The sequence below is a fragment of the Paenibacillus sp. Root52 genome, from assembly GCF_001426865.1.
GTDB lineage: Bacteria > Bacillota > Bacilli > Paenibacillales > Paenibacillaceae > Paenibacillus.
In genome coordinates this window covers 25,182-49,180 of sequence record NZ_LMFO01000007.1, presented here as the reverse complement: position 1 = coordinate 49,180, position 23,999 = coordinate 25,182, and the positions used below count along the sequence as shown (strand labels likewise).

The window sequence follows — 23,999 nt, the reverse complement described above, 5'->3', positions numbered from 1 at the left end:
ATAAATGATTAACCACTTTTGGGAATCATCTCGATGCTTATTTTTTCATCATAATTGATCCGTTTGTATTAAATTCTGACCCTCCTTCTCGACACGATTCTGATTTAATAGAACATTTAAATATTGTCTCGGTTATCCGGTGTATCAGGATAACGTAGATGTTCGATTGAGAGCAGTTTAGTATGTATTCTCGGAAATCTGGACGTTGAAATTGAAATCCAGTAAATCTATTATACACTCTATAATTTGATAGTACCGACACCATAAATTGATAGAACATATGAATAATCAGAATTTGGCCAACTTTAATTCGATATAATCAATATATTTTGCAACATTAAATGTATTTTTAATTAAATACAAAATAAACTTACTATTTTAAATATAATTCCAAAAAATATATTAGTAACATATTCAATTGTAAGCAAATTAAAATGATATCTAATATATGTATAAAAATCCCAAACTATAGGGAGCAATAAACGTGATTAATGATACGCTTCAACTAATTTTAATCGCTCAAAAACGAAACTGCGTATAATTAATCTTTCACGCAGTTTTTTACAATTGGAACATTATCATATATCTGATCGGAAAAACACTTTAAAACGTTGTGTGTACAGTGTTTTTAGAATATAATTCAATATTATGATTCAATCGAGGTTAAAGATTAAGATTTTGAAGGAGGATAAAACGAACAATCGGTATTCATTCACAAAATAAATAGTCTAGAAGGAGCGTTAAAATTTATTATGCTAAGACCTTTTGAATTGGATCCACAGATTATTCATCATATTATTCATCATCAGGCGGGATCGATCGGAAAAGCAATGATTGAGTTAATTATGAACTCAGTTGATGCAGATGCAAGGTTAATCAAAATCACGATGACTAGCGAAGGTTTCAAATGTGAGGACGATGGTAATGGTTTTGCCAATTTAGATGATGTAATCAATTATTTTGGACGTTTCGGTACCCCTCACCAAGAAGGCGATGCGACATATGGAAGGTTCCGTCTTGGTAGAGGACAAATCATGGCTCACGCCTACACTACATGGATGTCCAACATGTTTAATATGAATGTAGATACGAAGCAAATGGGTTACAACTACGACTTAACAGAACTTGATAAACCGCAACCAGGTTGCCTCATCGATGGAACGTGGTATGAAAAGTTGACGGAATCTGAATTAATGAGTACACTCCAAGAGATTCGAGACTTGGTGAGGTATACGCCGGCATGCGTTGAACTTAATGGTAAAACTATTACGCGGGATCCTGCAGCAGAAAAATGGGATTACGAAGACGATTATGCCTACTACCGCGTTCGCTTAGAAGGAGCTGTCTCTATTTACAATCAAGGTGTTTTAGTACGCCATGATTCTTCTCATCTATGGGGTGCTGGAGGATTAATTGTTTCTAAGCAAGCGCTGTCCCTCAATGTCTCCAGAACAGAGATTCTCCGCAAAACCTGCGAGGTCTGGAATGCCATTGCTAAGAAGTTTCAGCCCCTAGTAGACAATATTACGGATCACTTGATTTCTAAGCGTAAAACGGAAGCTAGACGCGAAAAATCAGCACGTAGTTTGCTCAGCGCTGAAGGGGATATTTTAGAGACATTTAATCATGAAGAAGTGATAACCCTAGCAAATAACCGGCACGTTACATTAGATTATTTTCTCCGAAGACTAAACTATGAGTACAACCTAAAATGTTGCGTGGTTGAAAACGATTATGACGTTCCTAAAGCAGAAACGATGGCGCGTACCAGGTTAGCTATGTTTGTTCATCCCAAAACAATGTATCGTTTTGGGGCATACACACCAGGACAATTTTTAGAAGCGTTAGAAACTATTTTTGAGAATATACGTCAATATCGCCAATCTCACGACATTAATTACGGGCGTTCTTTTGATGAAAAGATTACTCTAATTGACTATCGCCTTTTAAGTGATTCGTTCATTGAAACGCTTGAAATACTTAAAGAAAAGGATGCTCTAGATCGAGAAACACTGAGAGCGTGGACGGCTTTAAGATGGTGTCTGCAACAATACGCTGGTGCTTGTCTGGGCAAACGTGTACGCGGAGATTTAGCACTAAGATATGGAGAAGATAAATTCGAAATGTTTGTTGGAACTTCTAATACAGCCGATGCTTGGACAGATGGTTCAACTTACGTTGCATTTAACATTGATATCATTAAGAAATTAAAAAGAGATCCTATAAAAACTGCATCCTATATTTTCAGTTTACTGGAACATGAAATAGCCCATGAAGGCGATAGTTTGGGCGCAGGACATGATGAGGCGTTCTATCAACGGTATCATGATATTTCTCTACATATGAGTTCAGAAAAGCAACGATATATGCATAAGTGGCTCATGAAATACACATATAGTCTTGAGTATGAAACCAACAAAACTTCCGGAAACGCTTGGCGTGAACGGTACCTAATTGACCGTGTTGGAACCGGCCGTGAAAAGAAGGGGCTGGGCACTCCAATTGAAGATGTGAGTAATGATCCTATTGTTCTAGCTCATGTTCCCAATGAAAATGCGATTATGATCGATCTTATCAATTCCGGATTTTCCGTAAGAGGACTACAACCTGATCCATCTGAATTGCAAAGAATACTTGAGGAATCTGTTTATACTCCGAATACAGTTGAACAGGAAGAAGAAACATATGATGAAGCAGATGCTTTCCTCGAAGAATTATTTAGACAACAGGAAGAGGTGCGGGAAGTAGAAAGATCCAGGGTAGCTGCGCTCATAGGCATAGAAAACAATTCATCAAATGACTTTGTATTAGATGATTTATCTTACCTTGAGGATGAAGAAATCCTGCAGATCTGGAAATCATGTTATGTCGAGGTTAATGGGCGGTATGAATTTATTATGGATAGAAAAGCACAAGCTGAAAACCTTGAAGACCCCACCGAGAATAGTGAACCCGATATATTTAGAGTAATTGAAGAAAAATATCATCATCTTATTCAAGAAGGTGAAAATCTTTGGTCTATTGAAAGAAATGCAGCTGCAGCCGGATTTTTCAGAATTCCTGATTACTTGATATGGAGATCTGGCGAATAAATTAGAGGGGTGTTCTAAGGGGGGGTGATGTCCACGTAATGTACTATGAAAACAAAGGAGAAGTCCATATGTCTAAAATGTATGAAATTGATACGGTTGTTTATGAGCCAAAAGAACTTGAAAAAATGATGAAGAACGACTTTAACAAATGCTTTCAGACGAAACCATAGAGTTATTTCGGGTTACTCGTCTCGATAAAGAGAATTATTCAGCATTATTTGAAGGTAATATCACCGCATCGGTTCAGCAACCAAAGACGATAGATGTTGTGAGGAGAGACGAGGTATCAGGTTATTGAAGAACCATGAAAGATTGTTTGATTTAATTTACTGAGTTAATCGAGATTAAAAATAGTACAGAGGACGTGAGTAATTGATCACTTTACCATTCCACCCACAAATGTTCGTTAGTCTCAACAAAATGTTAGATCTCATGAATAATTACATAGCAAAAACTTTTTTCCATGAAATTGATGGATCTATGAATGAGATGTTGAAATATAAATCGCATCTAGAGAGAATGAAAGAGATTGGTACAACTACGATCAACCCACGTATTGATTTGAATACGGAACAATATGTAAGGCTTCATGATTTTGAAGATGTAAGCATACCCTTTGCCTGGGGCGTTCCCTTACTCAACCAACTACAAAAAGAACACCAGATCAATGCTGAATATATGGAAATATCTGCTCTATTAAAATACGTTGATGTGGATAATTTGGATAAGCCACAACTTGGAGTCGCTTTACACAATAAAAAACCGATATACGTTGTACATTATGAGCCCCTTGCGATCGATATTGTGGTGGATGGAAATCATCGTATAGTAGCAAAAGGTTACCAGCAGCAGCACAATCCCTCCGCTACAATTAAGGGTTTTTATTTCCCGTCTGAATTGTCACTGCTCGCTATGGAGAGTTCCTTTAATGTCGATGTCTATCGGATATTGTGTAATTTAAAACGAATGAACGAATACTGTGTACAGTTGCGCAAAGGGGATACTCAAAGTGTTATTCCTAACCTTTTAGGATTAGATCCGATTTGGACTTAACAAATTATTTGAAGTTATTATTGAAAATTATGTTTTAAGGAGATAGCAAATGAATCTATATAAAATTATGTTTAAGCACTTTTCAGAGAACGATAACAAAGAGGGCATTTTAACATACCTGGTAGGCGAATCCGATATGGACGTCTATGAATGGTTAAAGTCAGAACCTTCATCAAATAATTGGATAAACGTTGTTAACTGTTGGCTCGATAAAGAAGAAGATAATGAGGTTTTCGATATTTATGATTCAGAGTATAACATCCTAGGTCAAGAAAATTTTAAAGACAGAATGATCAGACTACGAGGGGATATGAATGATGAAGACACTGAACTGAGTGACTTATATTATGGAGCAACACTTTATGGATGGGAACTAGTAAATGAAAATGTAGACCAGGATTTGATCAAACAAGTAATTGATATAGGCATCAATGTTGATTTTATTGAAATAAGTTAAGATCTACAACACAATAGATTACACGAGATCATTGAGCAGCTCCTTTATCTAATTAGTGAAGAGATTTGAAAAATCTCGTAAAAAAGTAACACTTTATGGTTATACTGAAGTTCATCAGGATGCTGATGATGTATTGTCGTCCCATTTAGTTTTGCTTATACACTCAATTATGCCCAAGAATTTCGGCAACAAAGGAGCCTATCAATGAATGATCCCAGATTAAAGTATCTAATGGATGGTATTCCGAGCATTATCTCTGATCTAAAGCAATTCTATGATGGATTTTTCGCTCTAGAAGAGGATTGGGAAAGTATTTATGGATTAGATCGAGATGGTCTATACATACGATCAAAACTGGGCATGGCTGCGGAATATATGATGGCTGCTCACTTTGAATTAGATCATCTTTCTGCACCTATAGTCGCCGAAGGTCGTCTCTCACGCGATGATAAGGGATTCTATAGTTTGGATGGCAAAGAATTAAGGAACGGACAGAAAATAGAATATTTATTTCAAGATATGATCTACTGCAGCGAAGTCTGGCTTCCAGACAATATTGTATACAGGGATGGAGAGTACCAGCTCCTTAGACGGATAGAAATCCCTCTTGAGGGGCTTCTGGTACGTATTTTAGATTACACAAAGGGAGGTAACGTTTTTGCAGAGGCATTAAGCACACGGAACGAAAATTATATATAGTATTCAACCTACAGGAGGATAAATGGCCAATACCGACTTAAAAACTATCATCAAAGCGTTTGAAGTAGTAGTTGAACAAAATATCAGTGAGTTAGAAAAGCTTCAGAATAATGTGAAGCGAATGCGATACATGGGTCGTAACATTTTCTTGATCCTAGCTTTATGTATCGTAGGAGCATACCTATTCACTACTGTAAAATTAGTTCCGGATAAATTTTTCATGTTTGTAGGAATGCTTCTCTTTGTATCTTCTATACCTATTACGATGTACTTAGTAAAAAGAACCAATAAGTTCTTAGTTCAGATAGGGCAGTTTTGGTTCTGTATTTCAACGCTTAATCTTTTTATCACAATGATCGTGCATAGCTTCTCTGAAAAACCATCGATTTATTATTTGGCTATACTGGTTATGTGTGCCTTATGTTTCCTTCTTTGTTATTCGATCTTCATTTTATCCAAAGAGCTTCCTGAGAAATTTCTCATTCAATATTTGAGCAATATACGTGATTTAGAGATATCTTTAATAACGGGTGTAAAAATAGAAGGGAAGCTGAAGACCATTACCAAACATAATGATTTTGTTATTGAAACTGAGAGAGGGGAAGTATTAATTAAGAATAACGCAATTTCTTATATAATGTTCCGAGATTTAGCTGAAGCTTCAGACTGATCTTGACTGGTATAACGTCAAGATGATATTAATGTTGGAGGAAAGAGGGAGACGACAATTTACAGTGTGACAGTACAATCAGAGGTCTCTGTAAAATAGTTAACACGAGTTTAATCAGTAATTCTAAAAAAAGCAATTACATACCTATGTTCCCAGTTAAGAAACGAAACTGGCCAGTTTTAGAAGTTCTATGTACTTTCTAAAACTGGCCTATATTTTTACGTGAAATTTATATCGTACCGTCTTAAGATCTCTAGACTAGATATTTGTACTAGATTCAATCTGAATATTGAATCTTCTTCATTTGATAGCCCTGGATGAGATCCTTCAGGATGAAGTCTACTCCAGAAAGTCTCAAAGTAACCTTTACCATCGTCTTTCCATTCGTTGAGTTCTCTGTAGAAGATAGGAGGGTTCGTTTGAGATAAAGCAATTTTAGCCTGATGACTATTAGTATACGTTTGATGAGTGATTTTTTCGGCAATAACATTGCAAAGCTCTTCCACATAACTTCTTAATTGACCGTTGCAGGCCGCCCAGTGACCTCTATTAAAGTTTTCTCTGGCTTGCTCGTAGTGACCTTTGGCAGTAACAAGCCCGTGTTTATCTAGAAGGCTCTCAAGGAGATTTTGATTTTCACTATAATTAATCGTTGTATCAAAAGTGCGTATAAGTTTATTATCTTCAATTACGAATCCATCGCGTAGTAACAGCCTTCTTAGTTGAGGGTATTCAATGAACTCGTTTTCTGAACTATCAAAGATCATTGTTGATTGTACTGATCGATTAATGATATGTTCAACGATCTCGTATTGAAGGTTATCGCCTATTACTCCAGGCAAATTTGGATTCTCAATCAAGTACAATGCTGCATTAGTAGCTTTTTGTTGACGGTTTGACCCAGTGGCTGCGTGATTTAGTCCATATCTCACCATGAAAGTATCCAGCTGCGAGTTACTCCAACCGGCTGCTAAATTCAAAACATCAGTAATTGTTGCTCTTGAAAACATGTAACATCCCCCTTTAAAACCATTCTAGTCTATTCTTGTAATATGGTCTAATTTATTATAAATAGTAGTTATTATCCTGTTGGCCATTTTTGTTTTGCCAAAGGACCCACGAGACGACCGAAATACTTAACGCAGTGAAGGCCGTAACAATATAGTTCTAGATCTTTCTATCGACTATGAACTACTAGACGTAACGATCGTCAACTACCTGGTGCGTGCAGCTACAACCACCGGCTGGAAGTGATCAGGCATTTTTGACCCCCTTGAGCTTTAAATCAAGTTCACATATGATACTCTTATACGATAGGGGGAATGGATAGTGCAGAAAGATGATCTCGCGAGTATAGTTAATTCACTAATACTAAGAGAGTACAAGCTTCCAATAAATCTGGAGGATCGTAATCCCCCACTATTTGATATATTTAATATTGCATTTCAACAAAGGCGAGACAGTAGGAAATTGGCTCTTCCAAATTTCGAGAACAGTAGCTCCGTTATAATATCATCTGACTATGGGGGAGAAGCTCCCAACAGCAAGTATCTTACCTATACCTTTACATTTGTTGACTATGGACTGCTCAACGGGATTTACAAAAAAGAGATCTTGAAGATCCGGGAAAAGTATGGTCTGAATAAACCATATAAAGAGATATCATTCAAAGATTTACGTTATGGTCCAATTCGTAGAGCACTTAAAGAGTACCTACATGTAATGAATTGGGGTTTAAATGGACTCGTTTTTACTTTAGTCATCAGTAAAGAAGTCATCTCCGTGTTTGGGGACAATAATAAAAACACTTTAAAAGAGTTGTCTAACATGTTAGAACAAACTACTTTAGGCAAATGGTCGCCTAAGAATGCCGAAAAAGTACAAAGAATCGTTGCCACAATGGGGTATTTAACAAACTTGCTTATTCCAAGCGGCAAGAACATTTGTTGGATGACCGATAAAGATAGCATAATGGCCAATGAAAGAATGGCTACAGCAACCACAAATATGTTTAGTAATGTTCTCAACTCATTTGAAGAAAAGCGTGAATACCCTACTATTGGCTGTGCTGAACCTTTTGAGAAGGGTACAGATCCTGAGTTTATAGATATCTTAAGTTTGTCGGATCTTGTGGCAGGTTCTCTTGAACACTACTATACCAACGGAAATGTTGATTCTCACGAAGGTGCTAAGGAAGTTTTGGGGTGGCTCGCAAATCACGGAGTGATGCTTAAGAAACAAACATTATTAATTGAGTTAAAGGATGAACATTATCATTTCGAGTTTGTTGATTTTAGTTCGCCGGAACCATTAGAAAATGTGAAATCTATCAATATCTTATTATAATAGAGCAGAGCCCACTTGTGAGCGAATATACAAGGGGCTTTTTTTAAATCATTTATTCTATAAGACGTGAGATCTCGATCGTTAGAGCCTTAAGTTGAGATCTATGTCACATGAATGATGTTGAGACGTACATAGACGCCGTATGCAGGGTTGCAATCCTGTAGGTTATACACAAGCCCCAAGGATCGTCTAAAGCATTATGAAGAAACAGAGATGGATACGGAAGAGCTTGAGTATGAATGAACTTACGACATTAGGATAAGGTGGGAACTACAATGGGACATTTACCAGGACACATTATTCAAAACTATCTCAAGGGATCTATGGAGATCGGTGCATTCACAGGATCACTTGATGCAATATCCCTGAATAATGCTTTGCGTTACACATTTTTTTCAGTAGGGATCCGAGAACTCGTACACCATGTAATTGACCGTTTAGGCCCGAATGAGAACGTTATTGAGTGTGAATGGTGGAAAGATCGGCCGAGGAAAAATGACAGTACCACGGCTAAAAGAACAGAAAAAATGGAATATGCCATTCGAGCTGGGCTATCGGATGAGTTCGTGACCGACGTGCTTAAGCTAGACCTCTCCATGATTATCAAAAGAACACAGCAGGCAGTAGACGACCTCAGCAATTATGTACATTACACTGAAAAAACGTTCAATATTTCACGGGCTTCTGGCAACAAGCTAGTAGAGGATACTTTACTTGCTGTTCAAAAGTTTCTTGAAGTTATTGATGAACTTAAAAATACGGTTTCTGAAGCGCTTGAAGAATCATTGTATGATGCCATTACAACTGCCGCCATTAATGATGTATTGAAGGACATCGATATGCTCGCCTCACACTACGTCGTCGATGGTAATAACATTGATAAAATTACGATACAGTCCATTGATCATCAAAGCATCAATGTTCAAGTGGAGGGCTCTGTGGATATTGAGCACCAATATGGGTCGGATGGTGACTATGCTAGAGGGGATGGCGTGAAACTCGATGCCTCGTACCCCTTTACGATCGATCTGGAACTCTCTGTTCACGATCCGTTAGACATCCATATAGAAACCGATGACCTCAATATCGACACGGATGATTTTTACGGGGATGATTATAATGTAGATCCCGACCAAGACAAAGAAAACAATAAACCTGAAGACAATCGATCCGTCTTTGATCCAACGCGATATTTTTGACCAAATCACCGGCTTCTCCTAAAGACTTACTAATCACCAGCTCTGTACATAGAGTTGGTGATTTTTTTGTCTGAAGATACGCTTTAACCTCCTCAAGTACTCTAAGTTAACTTCATATACCGTAAAAATATTAAATTCACATTTAAAAACATTGTACACACAGTGTTATTTACGTATAATTCAATAATAGTTGCAGGTTTGTATATGGAGATGCCTTCGGCTAGAGAACAGAAGAAAACATGAAGAAATATCGTAGGTCGTAAATGAAGTGCAGCTCAGTTAGTGGAAAGAATTTATGAAAGTTGTTTGTAGTACATATAGGCTGATCCGAACGTGGGTTTCCTTACGAATTTACGTTTGTTTTCAGAGGATAACAGATTAAACATGAACAGGAGGATTTCGAATGATTAAGGCTGTTGCTTTTAAGGCTAAAAATAAAAATGGCCGTTATCTGCCAGATGGCATCGACTGCGGAGATTGGGATGATGAAGACATGGATACCAATGTGTTGTCTAATGCACTGTTGGTTATCCGTCAGGATCTGAAGGAACCGGTTAAACAAGATGTACAAGACTTCTACACATCTTTATCTGAATCACCCATGAGTACCGATGTGCAAAGCATTCAAGAGAACTACGATCCGGTACCGGTGATATTAACCCAGTCTGAGCTAAACATCGTTAGGGAGCGTAATCAGTGGTGAGAGAGCTCTTATGTTAGCTTCACAACAGAAAACTCACAATGTAGGAAGCCAATTTTATAGAACGATCTAATAAAGGAGTAGTGACTCAGATGAGTAATATATGGTTGATTTCAAAACATGATAGTGAAGCATCCGCATATAAAGTTGCGGAGCAAGATGTTGAAGGATACGTAAACACATTAAGAAATAAGGGTATTGGGGAGTTTGAAATTGCCAGTCCTCAGTATGGTATTAATGATTTCGGTAGATATGAAATTACTAATCCAGAGGAGGACGTTCCAGAATTCGGATCATATGCTGCTCACCAGCCTGGTTATGATAAGTTTAAAGAACAAGGTATGCTCGATGATTATGTTCACCAGTCATTAGTCCACATGGGACATGCATCACATCAGTTATCTTGGGGGCTAACGGTACTTGGCCATGTAGACATACCTAAAGAACTGAAGGAAGAGATAAGAGCAGTTGTGACTGCTATTCCTAAGCTGCAGGAAAAGCTCAGAGAATTTAAGAACTGCTAAAGTAAGATTGGCATGCAACATTATCTCAGATCCGACGAATGGAAGGTTGAGCTGAAATCATTAAATGCCAGAAAGGGTGAAACAACATGACAATCAAAAAATTTGGAAATCATGGAATGGGAGGGTAATCGTTAAACGAGGATACTGACCATTCATAAAACAACATGCTGGACACCCTACAATTTGTGTGGGGTGTTTTACTTTTTGAAGAGAGAAGATATGTCCTAGCTCATCCATACCCATTCCGAACACAAAATAGTTTTAAATCGTTGTATGTACAGTGTTTTACGGGTATAATTATTGGAGATGCTACACAATTATTTATGAAGAAAGGATGAGTGATTTTGTGAAAATATCGTATACTACTCTGTTTGTAAAAGGTGAAGTTGAACCCGCTCTACGTGTTGAAGTCGGTAAATTAAAAGACCTAAATACCTTTCGTAATATGTCTTCTCCAGGATTCGAGGGTCTTTTATATACCAAAGGAAGGATCAGTGGAGAAGCATTGGAAGAAGTGAACAAAAATCCTGGAATCTTAAACGATTATATAAGTACATATAACCATTACGTCCTCCATCTAATTGGAATGACCCACGAAGATCCACTAATTCATCCTCAGATCTGTTCGCTGCAGAACCCCTCAATAACTAGATTCACAAATGTATTTTTACATCTGGACACAAATGATCATCCTTCTTATGAGTATAGAGATATGTTGAAGCGCCTCGTTAAAGATTGTTCTTCTCGCATGCCTTACGAATTTGATAAAACGGGCAGAGATCCGGGATGGTTTTTTCTTGGGGAGAGAGTATTGCTATTGAAAAATACTGAACTCAAAGGGGGGATAGGAAAGAAAAATAACTATATAGGTTTTGTTTCATATACTCTTGTGGATCATAAGACAGTTAAAGTATGGCTGGCTTACACAAGAGAAGACTATCGAGGAGAAAAGGTCTTCAGCACGCTTATTTCTCATTTACAACGTTTGTGCTCAAGTATGGGTATCGAAGAGATTCAGATCGCAACGGATACTACGGAGCAAAATACCATGAACGAAATCCTACTTCACAAAGGCTTCAAGTTAAAATCAAGAACGTATCGATCGGTCACTTCCCTTCAGAGATAATCATAAATGCAATATTCTTCTAACAAAAGGAATATAACATTCGATTCAACTAAAGTCTTTTGATTGATTTTAATAAGACTAAAAAAGGAGTAGATAGAATGAAAACGATTCATGAGGAAAAATCCAAATTGCTTAATACTGATACTAAGGAGAGCTATTACTTATATTTTGTTTTCCATGATGGAAATTATTTATTTAGTGTTGTATTGAATTACATACTACTGGGATCAAATACAAAGGATGCATTAACTCAAGCTGGCGAATTAGAAGTTGATCTAAGTATTCCAATTCACGTTGAGTATACGGTTGAACATAATGATATTATGCTGCAGGTCACGCCAAATGATTATTTTGATAAAGCCGTTATTTATGAATTTATGATTTACGATGGTAACGAGGATTCGCCGGTTACCAAAAAGCAATTTATCAAATTATTTAATGAGGATTACAAAGGATACCTGGATAAGAAAAAGAGCCTTACATTCGAATCTCTTGCCTATGGGGTAGTTCCAGTAAATGAAGTGAAACAATTATGAAAAAAAAGAGTGTAATGAAACTTCTTGAACGTGCTGGACTATGGGAGACCAGATCCTTACAAGCTGCAGCACGGGGAGACTTTGATAGATCTGGCCGTTTAAGAACAAAAGCGTTACAACTTGCTAGAGATGCTGAGCGTGCGGAACAGTATAATAGAAGACAGGTCAAGGTTTCGCCTTAACCTAAGTACGTAAGGGGCAGATTTGATGAATGACGCAGATCTCATGATTTTTGGAATTGAGGTACTAAACTGTGAAGACTACAGCGTTGCAGAAGAAAGTATTCAATATGATAATGTTACATTTTTAATATCTTCATTGTCGAAATATGACGGAATGGCAGTAGAAGTACTGCATGATTGGACTTTAAGAGTATGGGATATTGATAATCAGGTCATAGATACATTCTTTTTGATTGAAAATGATGAGTTTAGAGAAAAACTGTATGGGATGTATCCCTTAGGAGACAAAAATTAAATGGAATTAAAGAAAATACAAATAGATAAAGAGCATGCTGAAAAGTTGGGACAAATTATGCTATGGATATCTGAAATGGGTGCTGATTCGGTCGAACGTAACGAAGCAGTAGAACACTGTATCGATCTGACATTCAATGTCCTTAAAAATCGTGACAAAACGAAACAAACTAAAACTCTGGCTGCTAGGAGCGTTACTAAGGTGACAGAAGTACAAAAGGTCTTACCTTGGGTATGTGATAGCTGCGGTAATAGGTGGGTGGACAGTCTTCTAATATGCTGGGGAAACTGTCCGGAGTGTGAAGGTGAGGCCTTTCATGAATCTGCTCGCGCTGTGAAGATTGATGATGTGTGGTATACAAATGATTGATTATAAGTAGCCTCTTAAGCCCCACAATATGTAACACACAGGAGACCGGATTATGTCTGGTCTCCAATTTCTACGGCTTTAAAACAGGAGTTAGCAGTAATAGATGCACGTACTAATAAACCAACAGTAGACCTTTTTGTCGTTATTCGAATGAATTGGATATCGAGCATGAAGTAATATAAGTAGTGGCAGCTCATGCATAAGTGATGAGATTTGATGTTTAAGCTGCATCGATCCCAGAAGCTGGGTCAGGTTAAATCGAGTGTTTGTATAAAACTATTTGGAATAGGAGGTTATCAAGCATGCTAAGTTTTGAAACGATATTAGTAGTTTGTTCATTTATCATAGTTGTCTTATTTGGTAATCGAATAATGATATTTTTATCGGCTTTGTGTGGCGGTAGCCATATAGCGTATGTTATATCGCGACATTTTGGAGCGGATCTAATAACACCTTTTGTGGTACTCGTGTTTTTTACGATCGTATACTTATATTATGGATTTTATTATGTTCGTAACCAGCTTCGAGAAATCTATTAAGTTGAACCTATCCGGACAGCGAACGTTTAACATGCTAACAACTCGTTTCCTAGTATTGAGATCTAGCAGAGAGTAGTTGGACATTAGATATAAGGGGGTACAGACCTTATGAAAAAAGAAACTCTTGAAGCTGCCGTCTATAGGTATGCAAGGGCTCACCTTGACAATGCGATCTGGCAACGAGAGAACTCATCATCATTTTCTCAGGCTAAAGGGTACATGGATGGTATATGTACCGCATACCAGCTGGATTATGAGATAATTAAGTCGTCAGATAAGGAAGAAGTTCTTCGAATTATTTTCCGCCATCAACGAAGCGGTAGAAAATATCTTGATGTTGATGCGAATGCAAGAATTTAAAAGTTACCCGTTCACGTAGACAGAGTTCACAAGAACGTAAATTGTATAAACTCAGATACACTATTCACCTATAAATTAACGCATACTTATAACATTAAGGAAAAGGTTAGCTGGTTACGGTCGTCAATTGAACTTGGAGCAATGGAGTTGTTAATCGCTTTCATTCAGTTTATAGCAGAGGATATAGACAAACATTCCTCGTTGGAAGAGAAAGATATCATAGATATTATTTATAGACTTTATGATAAGCAGGAGAACATTGTGAATTGTAACGTTATCCCTTACTAAATAGATCTTTATATTAACTGGGAAACCTGGTGTGGTTATTCTGATAAGATTGAGAGCAATGCCCTATTTAAGCACCTGGGCCTTGAGCCAATCCTGCATAACATCATACCTTCCACTTGATAACGATCGTCGGGTAGTTCACGAATAGATCTGAACTTAAAGTAAATGGAGCTGGTTCTTGTGGCCAAAAAGTACGGCCTAAGGAAAAAGCGGTCTTTAAGGAAAATGGAATTTAATCGATCCGGGATCTGTTCATACAGAGAACGTTTAACACGTCGATTGAAAAATAAAGTAAAATTAATACTATGAGAAGTTTTTTTGGCAATGAAGTTAATCATTAAAGGGGATACGTTATCATGGCAAATCGAAAGAAAAGGAAAGAGTTATACCAATCTTCTGTTAAAGCGAAACTTGGTGGCTTGGATCTTGTCAGTGTAGATGCGGATATGGAGTATATCATCAATGCGCATGGCGCAAAGGTATATAAGAATGCTTCCAACCATCCCGTTTTAGAAATACCTCAACTCTCGTCAAATACAGATCAAGGAACTATATACCAAGTATTATCAGTTGGGATTATGGGTAGGTCTCCAATTGTTACAGTGAAAATTGGTGATTTAACACAAGTTTATCGACTACCAAATTGGTATGAAGATTGGGCGCGTTCATTGATGGCAATGAGTGTGAGTGGTATTAAGTTACTTCCACACAATATTGAGTTTGGATTTTATGTAAAAGAAAAGCGATATTATGTTGAACTGATTTAGAATCTGGCACTATACACAAAAAGATTGTGTGTAGTGGAACAAGGGAAATTGGAGGGGATGTCATGACAAACGAAACTAATATAGAATTTACTGAGCAAATGAAGTATCTTGCAGAATTTTTCAAAAGAATTATGGAAAGAGGAATGGATGGATATGCAGGAGCAGTTTGGCCTGTAGTAGTTCGTCAGTGGCATGACAAAGATGTGTATATGTACCCTCAAATATTTTTCAGAAACTTGGCTCGGAAATATAATGTTTACGTGAATCCGAAAACGAAATCCAATCGTGCAGATATGCTTAAATTTCTGCTGGACGAACTTATGGAAGAAAAGATAAATATACATTTATATCACTTTGGCTTGCACTTGCTCTATCCTTATATCTCAAGAGCTAATGAGGAAAAAGATAAAGAAGGTATTGGGAAAAAGAGAAACGATTTCTTGAGCAAGTTACCTGGATACGAATTGAAATCCAATGATGATTTTGTTTCGGAAGTATGGTCTTCTTTAATCCTACGTCGTTATCCAGATGTAGGTGAAGAAATGGTGGAAGTACCTTCATTTAACCAACTTAGAATTTTGTTTACCACCGAAGAATTTGGAAACCAAACTGGGATGTACTTTGGTGATGCAGATTGGGTAGAACCAATACCCGCTTTAAGATTGAAAGTAACCAAATGGGTTGGCGAAAAAGATCCAATGACACCTGAAGCAAAAAAAGATGGAATGATAGAAGGTCGAATTTGGATGGGACACCACGGTTCGAACGATGCATTGCGGCATTTTGTTGAAGGTGTACCAATACACTCTGGTAGCTACATAGAAGTTAAATTTGGTGATGGCTGGATTAAAGGGCGGTATGAGTGGTCGTTTGAACAAAGTAGTCCTATTTCATCTCGTAGTGAATCTTTCAATATTCAAGAGGGTCATCTGGTTCGGATCAGGGGTTAAGTTCAGAGTGAATTAAATGCCTGAAGAATTAATATCCGGATAATGAGGCACTATATTAGAGCTATCGAGGTCATGGTGGGAGCCAGATAAAAAGATCAAAAGGCGGTGTAACAGATGAATTACAAGGCAGTAGAAAAAATAAACACAAAGCGTCTCGCATTGATAAATGAAATGACAATTTTAGCATTAAAAGTTAGTCCTGTAATGGGGATAGAGGAAATGGCAGTGATTCAAACCGAAATTGATTTGGTCCGTGATGAGCTGAATGCACTGCCTACGCTAGAGGATGCCGCTCATGGAAAAAAATTAGTACATCATTACCTCTGTACTGTTACGTTCAAAGATGGGTACCGAACATTTGATTTAAAAGTAGAAGATCCGGATGACGATAAAGTACGTGCGATGGCGATCGAGAGGGCAATATCTAATTCTCAGTTAAATGGACCCCCGCAGACAAAAGATAATGTTGTGTCTGTAAAGTACAGGGAGACGGGGTATTTAATTTACTGATTTGTGGATGCGATTTTGATTTCTGAGTCCATATAAATACAGGGAAAAAAAACTACATACACAAATTCTATATAGAGCTCGTCCTAACATTGTCTCAGTAAGATTAGGAAGGCGAACTAAACATTTGCTGTTGTTATGTTGTGCTCACACATCTAACTGTAAATGTGCGGGTTATACTTATTATCATTAAAGGAGATGTTACATAAATGGCTGATAAGGTACTGCCTGATTTCCGATGCCTGGACTTATCTGATATCAAGATACCCCTCGTATCAGTGTATAATAAGGATACAGCAGACTATCCTGGACTCTATGTTGCCCGCCTTTATGATGCATCTATACCGTGTCCGACTAACTGCGTACTGACATCGCAATCTTATGAAGATTTAGTTAACCGGATTAATGCGTCTTTTGGTGCTAGAATCAAAAGCAGCCCCACCGATGATCCGAACGTCATCGAATCCTGGCTTTAAGGAAAGGGAGATAATTATGGATGTAACATCATTTTCATGTGGTATCTGTAGAGGTAAGTTGGTAGAAACAACCACTACAATGGAGCTGCCCATTAAAGAAGACAAGAAGGTAGAAATTACTGACCTACCAGCGCTCAAATGTACAGCGTGCGGGGATACCTACCTCACACCTACAGCTAGTCGGTTGATTGATAGAAAACTGCAGTACGCTATCCTATCCCATGAGATACAAGAGCTTGAAGAAGAAAGTCGATCCTGCAGTAAAGATGTGTATGACAAGTTATTATTGAAAATTGAGATACACAAAAAAGAGATGGAGAAATACATGGATAATTCCGAGTGGCAGTGATCGGGATTAACGTATGAGGGGAAACTTAAGATGAAAAATGAATACCTGGCTCCAATTGCTATCCCTATCGGGGACACCGTCATCGAGTTGATGGTGGATAAGGGAATAGATATGGATGCTCTATCAAGAGAAACAGGAATCTCATGTGAATGTTTGGTACCATTTTTCATGGGGGAAGAAGCAGTAACGCAGGATTTTGCTGAAAGGTTAGCCAACGTGTTTAGCCCGCCCGCTGACTTCTGGATCAGGCTTGATACCAAATATCGTGAAACACTTGAAAGACTTAGTAAAGTATAAGCTGCCGCCCTGGCGGCTTTTTATTTTGCACTTGAGTTTAAAGTAAACTTTTAGTATCCGTAAATAGTGAGGTTAACCCGGTTTACTCAGTTTACCAATAGTGCTATAATACGAATAAAAGGAGCTGATAACGTATGAGCGAAGGAAATGGTAAGAGAGGCCCGAAGGCATATAAAGTATTTGATCATGTTAAAGAGAAAGTAGAAACGCTTTTCAAAGAGTCGGGAATCGAGTTTGAGGGTGACTTTTTAGAGCAAATGGCTTCCGTATACGAACTTAACCAACTTAAGACAGGTGTAGGTGCAGGTTATCAGAAGCAAATAAGTATGCTAGAATACCATACGAAACATATTGTCGATTCTTTTGTATCTCTGATCCAAAATGAAGCATCTGACAGACTACATATAACAGAAGAACATGAAGAGAAATTGGGAAAACTTTCTCTCGAACTTTCCGCCCAACAAGATGAAATCAACTCACTGAACTCGGCACTTAAAGGGTCAACAGAAATCATTGCCAAGCAGGAGAAGGAGCTAGAAGACAGGGATAAACTTATTATAGCATTACAGAAATCAGCAGAAAAGGATGAACAAATCCTCGCTGAAAATAAAGAACGGATGGATCGACTATCTAAAATGTTGTCGGACAACAATGATAAGGTTAACCGTGCAAATGAGATAGAAGAAGAGTTTACCGAGTTAACTGAGTTAACCAAGAAACTAGAGAATGATTTGCTGAATGCAGAAAAATCTGCACTGGAAGCCAAACAGCAGTACGAAGAGGAACTTAAGCGTAAGGATATTGCTCACCAGGAGCAGTTAATGGTAGCTTCGGAACGTGCAGAGATTGCTTCGGAGAAAGCAGTGGTCAAGATCCAACGGGAACTTACTGAACAGGCGGAAATTGATCGTCGTGACGCCAATGCTGAAATCAGACGTCTGTATGCTGAGTTGAATGATCTACGAAAACAGGTAGCTGATGCAGGAAAACCAAAGCCAAGAAAAGCTGGAGGGGAAGAAAAGTAAGATGGATAAACAAGACTACATTGACTACGTCACTAGGCTTGAATTGATTATGAACAACACTGTCAATGAATTCCGGGAAGTGTTGGATGACATTAAGGATCAATTGAACAAGGAACAGAGACTTGGGGATTTGGAGCACCTTCTTTCAGCGGATTACCGGATTTTTCACACCGCCCAGACACTCTTTAACCAAGCTGAGGACAATCAGAAAAGGATAAGTGAAATGCACTTGAAGGGAGATGAAATGCATGAGAGGTGATTACACTGTATCATTCGATGAAGTACTTGAGTTTATTGAAGGGCTTATTGGGGAGTTCACAAAGAAACTCGAATGTGTCTATGATAACATCCACATCACGAAGATTATTATCCATAATCTTGATCCGGTATCTGAGTATAAAGGTGGAAGTAAGATTGAGAAGATAATCTTACACGTAGAAGAATTGGAACCGGACGAGAAATTAAACGATCGGTGGGTTATTAAGGACGTGTACACTACCAAGAGTATGGGAAAGTTAGAAAAAAGGTACGAACCAGCATACAAAAGCTTAGTTAGGTTGATGGGGGCGTCTATAGGGGATTTACCTATGGATGATATGAAAGTAGTAGATTAGGGGGATGTACGTGCAAGTTGTAAGTGGGGAGCAAGTGCTGATTGGGGATGTAGTCATAACTCTACTTGTACAGCATGGCATGGTACTTGATGATTTATCAATGAGAACTGGAATGAGTAATGATGACCTTGTTCCATTCTTAATGGGGGAAGTAGAAGTGACTCAGGAGTTTGCGGATAAGCTGGCTACAATACTTGGCCCGCCCGCAGAGTATTGGATTGAGTTGGATAGGGGTTACCGTGAAACTAATTTAGAGGGGTGATCGTTATGGATGACCACATTCACATCATTAACACAGTTGATATGGATGATAATAAATACCTTATGATGGTTGGCAGTATTAACCCACAAGCGGACGAGTTACTTGAGATATTAGAATTAACTCGCAAAGACGTTGTACGTTTTAGGGATGTATTCTACGACAAACACTCTAAGGAAATTTGGGTGCTTGCACGTACAGGAAGTACCAACAGCTTTGGAGTGAATAATGATCTTTTGACCCATAATCAATATTTCAAAAAGCGTTATGATGATAAGTTTGATTCTACCTTTGAGATAAACGTTTTTCGTCCAAAAGCCCCACCTAAACATCTTGATCATTACCCATTCATAGGTTTTGAAAAGATTCTAGAGATGGTTGATGAAAGACGTTCGCGTGGCGAGATGAATGAGCACGAACTTCAATTTGCGAAGCACTTGGAAGATATCTTGCGTGACTAATCAGAGGATAGAAAAGACAGTCACTATCCTTAGAGATAGAGAACCATCTGATATAGGTAATGTATCAGCATGGAGATTCGATTTCATTGATGAAGAGGGAATCGAATACGTGTGGAACACTACGTCTGATCCTGATGGGAAACGTAGTGGAGAAAAGTGGCTAGTCCGAATGACTGTATACGGCAGTAGCAGTGTGTTGGGCTTTCCATTCAAGCGTGTTAAGAGAGTTTTCTTTGTCGAGGAAGTGAGTACGCATGAGAAATAGTAAATTGATGGCACTTATTGATCTGCATGTGAACTTGGAAGGCGATTTATCTGATCCATCCAAGTCACATTTACGAGAAGGTGAATCCAAGGCGGCTTTAATACAGGCTTTAAAGTTAATTGCAAAAGGAACAAAGCTAGAGTCCGAAACAAACGCCTTTATTGAGACTTGCGAAAAGAATCTTTATAATTAACTAAATGTATACGACCCAACGTCTCACAATGAGATGTTGGGTTATTTTATTGCTTACAGACCTGTTGATAAAAATATAATCGTATACAATAAATTATGTAGAATGACATAAAGTTACCAACCATGAAATCCCTTATATAATAAGGTTTTTTTATTTTTTGGTAGGGAATTTTGTGTCAATTTTTAGTGACATAAAGTTCCCTACCAGGCTGGAATTTGACACAAAGTTCCCTACTGCCCTGGAGAGAAGGTTTAAAAGATTAAATCTTTTTTTGTTCAATCGTATACGAAAACAAAAGTTACAGATAATTCTCCCCAGCCTGGGAATTCAACGTAAGGGAATGAAGGTATGCTGAAATTCCTATACAATGGGCTTAATCAACTATTTTTCTGAACAAAATCTCGATAGCTATGTTAGCCACACGTTATCATATTGAGAATAATGATGTCCCAAAATTAAAGAATCAACTAGGACATTCTTCAATACAAACTACAATGATTTATACTCACTTAACAGATGATCAAATGAGAAGCGCTGTAAATAACATGGATAAATAATCCGGAGGGAGTGACATAAAGTTGCCTACTAGGCTGGAGAATGACATAAAGTTGCCTACCAGACTGGAGAATGACATCATAAAGTTGCCTACCAGGTGCCAAATTTGCTCCGTTAATTAAAGACAAAGGACATAAATGCATGAAAGTAGGGTACTTTGTGTCAATTTGGTAGGGAACTTTGTGTCAATGTACAATGAGAGAGTATCAAATTGTTGTAAATTTGACTTTGACTATCCTTGATCAACATGTGTACAAAATACGGCTTTTATGAAGATGTTTCTTAGAATTACCATTGAGTTTACATAATGGCTATTAAAATTAATATTGTGCGCATTCATTTCCATAGTGTTAAATTAATTTTATCAAATAAAATAACCCAACATCTAATTGCGAGACATTGGGCCGCATCCGTACACTTTTACTCGCTTGGTGTGAAGCAGTGAATTATTGTCCCTGTCCCATCATCCATAGGTAAGAATCCGTTTCTCTCCCAGAATCGCTTGTTTTCTGTATTAGTGGCATATAAATACAAAGAGTTACCTTTAAGTTCTTCGATTACAGCTTGTATGCTTGCGGTTCCATGACCTTTGCTTTTATCAAAAACTTCAAAGTTGTCTATGTGGATACTTTTATCACCATACATGCCTTCTGAAATATCAATCAGTCCAATGTCTTGATCGCCCATTTCTATCAAATGAATCATCTTACCTACGTACTTCCAAGGTAATGTCAAAGTATACCTTTCTTTGTAGATTTGAAGTGTTTCTTCTGAGATATGTGTATCAATTTTAATTTGAGTTGTTGTCTTACTGTTATCCAATCTAATCACTCCCCGCAGCCGCAAGAATCCCAATTCGAAATTAACTAATTTTAATTCTACCAAACCTTATCATATACTTTATCCATACTTATTACCTTTTGAAGTGCTTTGCCACTCCGATCCATCCATCTCCATCTCCATCATCTACTAATACCTATTTATGTTATGTACTCTTGTTTTCAAAATAGAAAGCTATGAAATTCCCTAATATCCCTTCCTCCCTTAAATATTTTCATTTACTCATCACTTTTTTTACATACTTCTCTGCCTTATAATCCTTACGAACTTCATGCAACGTATTTTGATTTGTCTCTGACCAGGATTCAAGTATCTTTCTGGGTTCCGCTTCGATTATTTTACGAGCTGTAAAGGTATCACCCGCTCTGAAGGCCTCTATAATGCTAGATAATTCCGTACGATCAATTAATTTCACGTAATTGATACCGGCTAACGTTTCGCATGAATCTGTGAATCTGGTTGTTGCTATGACAACTGCTTTTTTAGCCTTATAGTATCTCATACAAGAGAAGACTTCTTGAACAGCGCTAATCCCCACTGGATTTTCTACCGAGTATCTTTTGGCTTGGATAACATTTCTAACTCCATCCGAATCAGTAAATACTACGTCAGCTCCAAAGTCACGACTACCTATAGTCTTATAAACACCGGAATAGCCTAGTTCGATTAATAATCTATATAAGTACATTTCAAATCTGGATCCGTCTTCCATCCTATCAATATCAGCTAGTGTAATATCTCTTAGTTCGTAGTTCTCCTTATCAAATACAACGATAGTCTTTTGTTTTCTCGAAAAAATGAGAATTAATATAGACAACACAATAACTGAAGCAATAATCAGCAGAAAAATAACATAGTCTATTAGACCCACATCCCTTCTATTTACCAGTACAATAATACCATATATTTCAAGGTTATAGATAAAATTTGTGATACTAGTATTATGCAAATCAAGATTATGAATTCATTCAACAAGCTTTAGCCAAGGTTCTAAACCCGATAACCCGGCAATATTGTGAGCTATTAGGGGTCTCCAGCCCGCGGGGAAATTTGTGTCAAATTCCAGCCTGGTAAGGAACTTTATGTCACTTTAAATTGACAAGAAGTACCCTACCAAAAACAAAAAACTTGTTTTGTAAGGTGTTTGTTGGTTGGAGACTTTACATCATTCTATTACAAGTTTGGATTGAGGTTCCTCTCTTCTACTTTATCTCTTCCGGTTTCGCTCTGTCCCGTTCTTAGGCGCTCTCGTTATCGGGTGAAGTAACCTGGCAGCGGTGCATAGCGGCTTTTAGGTGGCGTTTCTTGCCATCTTAGAGCCGCTAGCATGAGCACTTAAAATTTCCAATAAAAAGGCATACCCATGTAACAGGCATGCCTAAAAATTCCTATAATTAACCCTTCTCAGTAATAAAACCTGCTTCCCAACGTTCATTGACGATCTCCAATAGATAACTTCTTAATTCAGCCATAGCCATTTCTAGACCTAACTGACCATCTGGATTGTATACCGTTAAGTCTGCATATGCTTCCATAGCTTGTTCTTGAAGATCCAAATCCACATATTGATTTTCCACAACTTCTTCTCTTGCATGCATTCGTCTCCAGATACTCTTGGAATCAGTAACTTTAATGTAAATGACGATCACTCGGTCAGGAAACTGTTCTTTAAATTTTTTTGCTCCCGCCAGATCCAGGTCTATAATCGGAAACCGCCCATGAGATAGTGCTACCTCGTATGAGTGGATATCCGCAGCAACTTCTCCCTCCTTCAGAGCCCCCTCGGCAAACAACCGACCTGTTTTGATGCCATTCCTAAAGCTTTCAGACGAAACGAATTTAAACGGTTGGCCTTCTGATTCTCCCGATCGCATCCGGCGCGTTGTGTATGATGTAATCCTCAATAAACTACGAATACCACGATCAGGGTGTGTCAAAGATGCCAGTAACGTTCTCCTACCCGATCCTTTCACCCCAATCAAAGTAATTATCTTCCCTCTCATTTT

32 protein-coding genes and 1 pseudogene are annotated in these 23,999 nt (G+C 37.8%); 29 read left to right on the top strand and 4 right to left on the bottom strand.

Annotation, left to right across the window (positions count from 1 at the left end; all coding sequences use genetic code 11):
* Positions 1–752: 752 nt before the first annotated feature.
* The 5 genes from ASD24_RS09490 (at position 753) to ASD24_RS09470 (ending at position 5,971) form a co-directional block, all read left to right on the top strand.
* Positions 753–3,092, top strand: coding sequence for an ATP-binding protein (locus ASD24_RS09490; RefSeq protein WP_056694847.1), 2,340 nt, complete (start codon positions 753–755; stop codon positions 3,090–3,092).
* A gap of 432 nt (positions 3,093–3,524) precedes the next feature.
* Entirely contained in the window at positions 3,525–4,145 is a 621-nt protein-coding gene (locus ASD24_RS09485) for a hypothetical protein (RefSeq protein WP_235540491.1), read from the top strand.
* A gap of 49 nt (positions 4,146–4,194) precedes the next feature.
* Entirely contained in the window at positions 4,195–4,602 is a 408-nt protein-coding gene (locus ASD24_RS09480; protein ID WP_056694843.1) for a hypothetical protein, read from the top strand.
* A gap of 204 nt (positions 4,603–4,806) precedes the next feature.
* On the top strand, positions 4,807–5,301 hold the full coding sequence (locus ASD24_RS09475) for a DUF5348 domain-containing protein (protein ID WP_056694841.1): 495 nt from the start codon (positions 4,807–4,809) through the stop codon (positions 5,299–5,301).
* Between the two features lie 22 nt (positions 5,302–5,323).
* A complete protein-coding gene (locus ASD24_RS09470) occupies positions 5,324–5,971 on the top strand; it encodes a hypothetical protein (protein WP_056694839.1) in 648 nt (215 codons plus the stop codon).
* A gap of 218 nt (positions 5,972–6,189) precedes the next feature.
* Here ASD24_RS09470 and ASD24_RS09465 read toward each other — a convergent pair whose 3' ends face one another.
* Entirely contained in the window at positions 6,190–6,981 is a 792-nt protein-coding gene (locus tag ASD24_RS09465; protein WP_056694837.1) for a hypothetical protein, read from the bottom strand.
* Positions 6,982–7,300: 319 nt separating this feature from the next.
* Here ASD24_RS09465 and ASD24_RS09460 point away from each other — a divergent pair, with 319 nt between their 5' ends.
* From ASD24_RS09460 to ASD24_RS31500, 24 genes and pseudogenes are all read left to right on the top strand, one after another.
* Positions 7,301–8,317, top strand: a complete 1,017-nt coding sequence (locus ASD24_RS09460) for a hypothetical protein (RefSeq protein WP_056694835.1) — start codon at positions 7,301–7,303, stop codon at positions 8,315–8,317.
* 275 nt (positions 8,318–8,592) lie between these two features.
* Positions 8,593–9,516, top strand: a complete 924-nt coding sequence (locus ASD24_RS09455; RefSeq protein WP_056694833.1) for a hypothetical protein — start codon at positions 8,593–8,595, stop codon at positions 9,514–9,516.
* Between the two features lie 403 nt (positions 9,517–9,919).
* Positions 9,920–10,219, top strand: coding sequence for a hypothetical protein (locus ASD24_RS09450; protein WP_056694831.1), 300 nt, complete (start codon positions 9,920–9,922; stop codon positions 10,217–10,219).
* A gap of 89 nt (positions 10,220–10,308) precedes the next feature.
* A complete protein-coding gene (locus ASD24_RS09445) occupies positions 10,309–10,740 on the top strand; it encodes a hypothetical protein (protein WP_056694828.1) in 432 nt (143 codons plus the stop codon).
* A gap of 334 nt (positions 10,741–11,074) precedes the next feature.
* Positions 11,075–11,866 (top strand): GNAT family N-acetyltransferase, encoded by a 792-nt coding sequence (locus ASD24_RS09440; RefSeq protein ID WP_156395397.1) that lies wholly within the window; start codon positions 11,075–11,077, stop codon positions 11,864–11,866.
* A 98-nt stretch (positions 11,867–11,964) separates the two neighbouring features.
* A complete protein-coding gene (locus ASD24_RS09435) occupies positions 11,965–12,402 on the top strand; it encodes a hypothetical protein (RefSeq protein ID WP_056694825.1) in 438 nt (145 codons plus the stop codon).
* On the top strand, positions 12,399–12,584 hold the full coding sequence (locus ASD24_RS09430) for a hypothetical protein (RefSeq protein WP_056694824.1): 186 nt from the start codon (positions 12,399–12,401) through the stop codon (positions 12,582–12,584). The genes ASD24_RS09435 and ASD24_RS09430 overlap by 4 nt, the downstream gene beginning before the upstream one ends.
* 25 nt (positions 12,585–12,609) lie before the next feature.
* A complete protein-coding gene (locus ASD24_RS09425) occupies positions 12,610–12,879 on the top strand; it encodes a hypothetical protein (protein ID WP_056694822.1) in 270 nt (89 codons plus the stop codon).
* A complete protein-coding gene (locus tag ASD24_RS09420) occupies positions 12,880–13,248 on the top strand; it encodes a hypothetical protein (protein ID WP_056694820.1) in 369 nt (122 codons plus the stop codon).
* A gap of 647 nt (positions 13,249–13,895) precedes the next feature.
* Positions 13,896–14,147: a hypothetical protein gene (locus ASD24_RS09410; RefSeq protein ID WP_056694816.1), complete on the top strand. Its 252-nt coding sequence runs from the start codon at positions 13,896–13,898 to the stop codon at positions 14,145–14,147.
* 644 nt (positions 14,148–14,791) lie between these two features.
* Complete coding sequence (locus tag ASD24_RS09405; protein WP_056694813.1) at positions 14,792–15,202, top strand: hypothetical protein; 411 nt, start codon at positions 14,792–14,794, stop codon at positions 15,200–15,202.
* A gap of 62 nt (positions 15,203–15,264) precedes the next feature.
* Entirely contained in the window at positions 15,265–16,152 is an 888-nt protein-coding gene (locus ASD24_RS30715) for a hypothetical protein (protein WP_200956143.1), read from the top strand.
* Between the two features lie 114 nt (positions 16,153–16,266).
* Positions 16,267–16,662: a hypothetical protein gene (locus ASD24_RS09395; protein ID WP_056694811.1), complete on the top strand. Its 396-nt coding sequence runs from the start codon at positions 16,267–16,269 to the stop codon at positions 16,660–16,662.
* 206 nt (positions 16,663–16,868) lie between these two features.
* Positions 16,869–17,135, top strand: a complete 267-nt coding sequence (locus ASD24_RS30580; protein ID WP_056694810.1) for a hypothetical protein — start codon at positions 16,869–16,871, stop codon at positions 17,133–17,135.
* Positions 17,136–17,151: 16 nt separating this feature from the next.
* Positions 17,152–17,484: a YgiT-type zinc finger protein gene (locus ASD24_RS09385; RefSeq protein ID WP_056694809.1), complete on the top strand. Its 333-nt coding sequence runs from the start codon at positions 17,152–17,154 to the stop codon at positions 17,482–17,484.
* 30 nt (positions 17,485–17,514) lie between these two features.
* Positions 17,515–17,781, top strand: coding sequence for a helix-turn-helix transcriptional regulator (locus tag ASD24_RS09380; RefSeq protein WP_056694807.1), 267 nt, complete (start codon positions 17,515–17,517; stop codon positions 17,779–17,781).
* Positions 17,782–17,915: 134 nt separating this feature from the next.
* Positions 17,916–18,806 carry a hypothetical protein gene (locus tag ASD24_RS09375; RefSeq protein ID WP_056694805.1) on the top strand — a complete coding sequence of 297 codons (891 nt, stop codon included), beginning with the start codon at positions 17,916–17,918 and terminating at the stop codon, positions 18,804–18,806.
* Between the two features lies 1 nt (position 18,807).
* Complete coding sequence (locus tag ASD24_RS09370; protein ID WP_056694803.1) at positions 18,808–19,065, top strand: hypothetical protein; 258 nt, start codon at positions 18,808–18,810, stop codon at positions 19,063–19,065.
* Positions 19,055–19,420 carry a hypothetical protein gene (locus ASD24_RS09365; RefSeq protein ID WP_056694800.1) on the top strand — a complete coding sequence of 122 codons (366 nt, stop codon included), beginning with the start codon at positions 19,055–19,057 and terminating at the stop codon, positions 19,418–19,420. Before ASD24_RS09370 ends, ASD24_RS09365 begins: the two co-directional genes overlap by 11 nt.
* 10 nt (positions 19,421–19,430) lie before the next feature.
* Entirely contained in the window at positions 19,431–19,682 is a 252-nt protein-coding gene (locus ASD24_RS09360) for a hypothetical protein (protein ID WP_056694799.1), read from the top strand.
* Between the two features lie 5 nt (positions 19,683–19,687).
* Entirely contained in the window at positions 19,688–20,140 is a 453-nt protein-coding gene (locus ASD24_RS09355; RefSeq protein ID WP_056694797.1) for a hypothetical protein, read from the top strand.
* Positions 20,141–20,249: 109 nt separating this feature from the next.
* Complete coding sequence (locus ASD24_RS30975) at positions 20,250–20,405, top strand: hypothetical protein (protein ID WP_156395396.1); 156 nt, start codon at positions 20,250–20,252, stop codon at positions 20,403–20,405.
* Positions 20,395–20,598 (top strand): hypothetical protein, encoded by a 204-nt coding sequence (locus ASD24_RS09345; protein WP_056694793.1) that lies wholly within the window; start codon positions 20,395–20,397, stop codon positions 20,596–20,598. The genes ASD24_RS30975 and ASD24_RS09345 overlap by 11 nt, the downstream gene beginning before the upstream one ends.
* A gap of 416 nt (positions 20,599–21,014) precedes the next feature.
* A pseudogene (locus ASD24_RS31500) lies at positions 21,015–21,155 on the top strand (tyrosine recombinase XerS); the annotation flags it as partial.
* Between the two features lie 418 nt (positions 21,156–21,573).
* On the opposite strand, the gene ASD24_RS09340 reads toward ASD24_RS31500, so the two are convergent.
* The 3 genes from ASD24_RS09340 to ASD24_RS09330 form a co-directional block, all read right to left on the bottom strand.
* Positions 21,574–21,975 (bottom strand): hypothetical protein, encoded by a 402-nt coding sequence (locus tag ASD24_RS09340; protein ID WP_056694792.1) that lies wholly within the window; start codon positions 21,973–21,975, stop codon positions 21,574–21,576.
* 232 nt (positions 21,976–22,207) lie between these two features.
* A complete protein-coding gene (locus tag ASD24_RS09335) occupies positions 22,208–22,942 on the bottom strand; it encodes a restriction endonuclease (protein ID WP_235540488.1) in 735 nt (244 codons plus the stop codon).
* Positions 22,943–23,387: 445 nt separating this feature from the next.
* Positions 23,388–23,996, bottom strand: coding sequence for a hypothetical protein (locus ASD24_RS09330; RefSeq protein ID WP_056694790.1), 609 nt, complete (start codon positions 23,994–23,996; stop codon positions 23,388–23,390).
* Positions 23,997–23,999 lie beyond the last annotated feature (3 nt).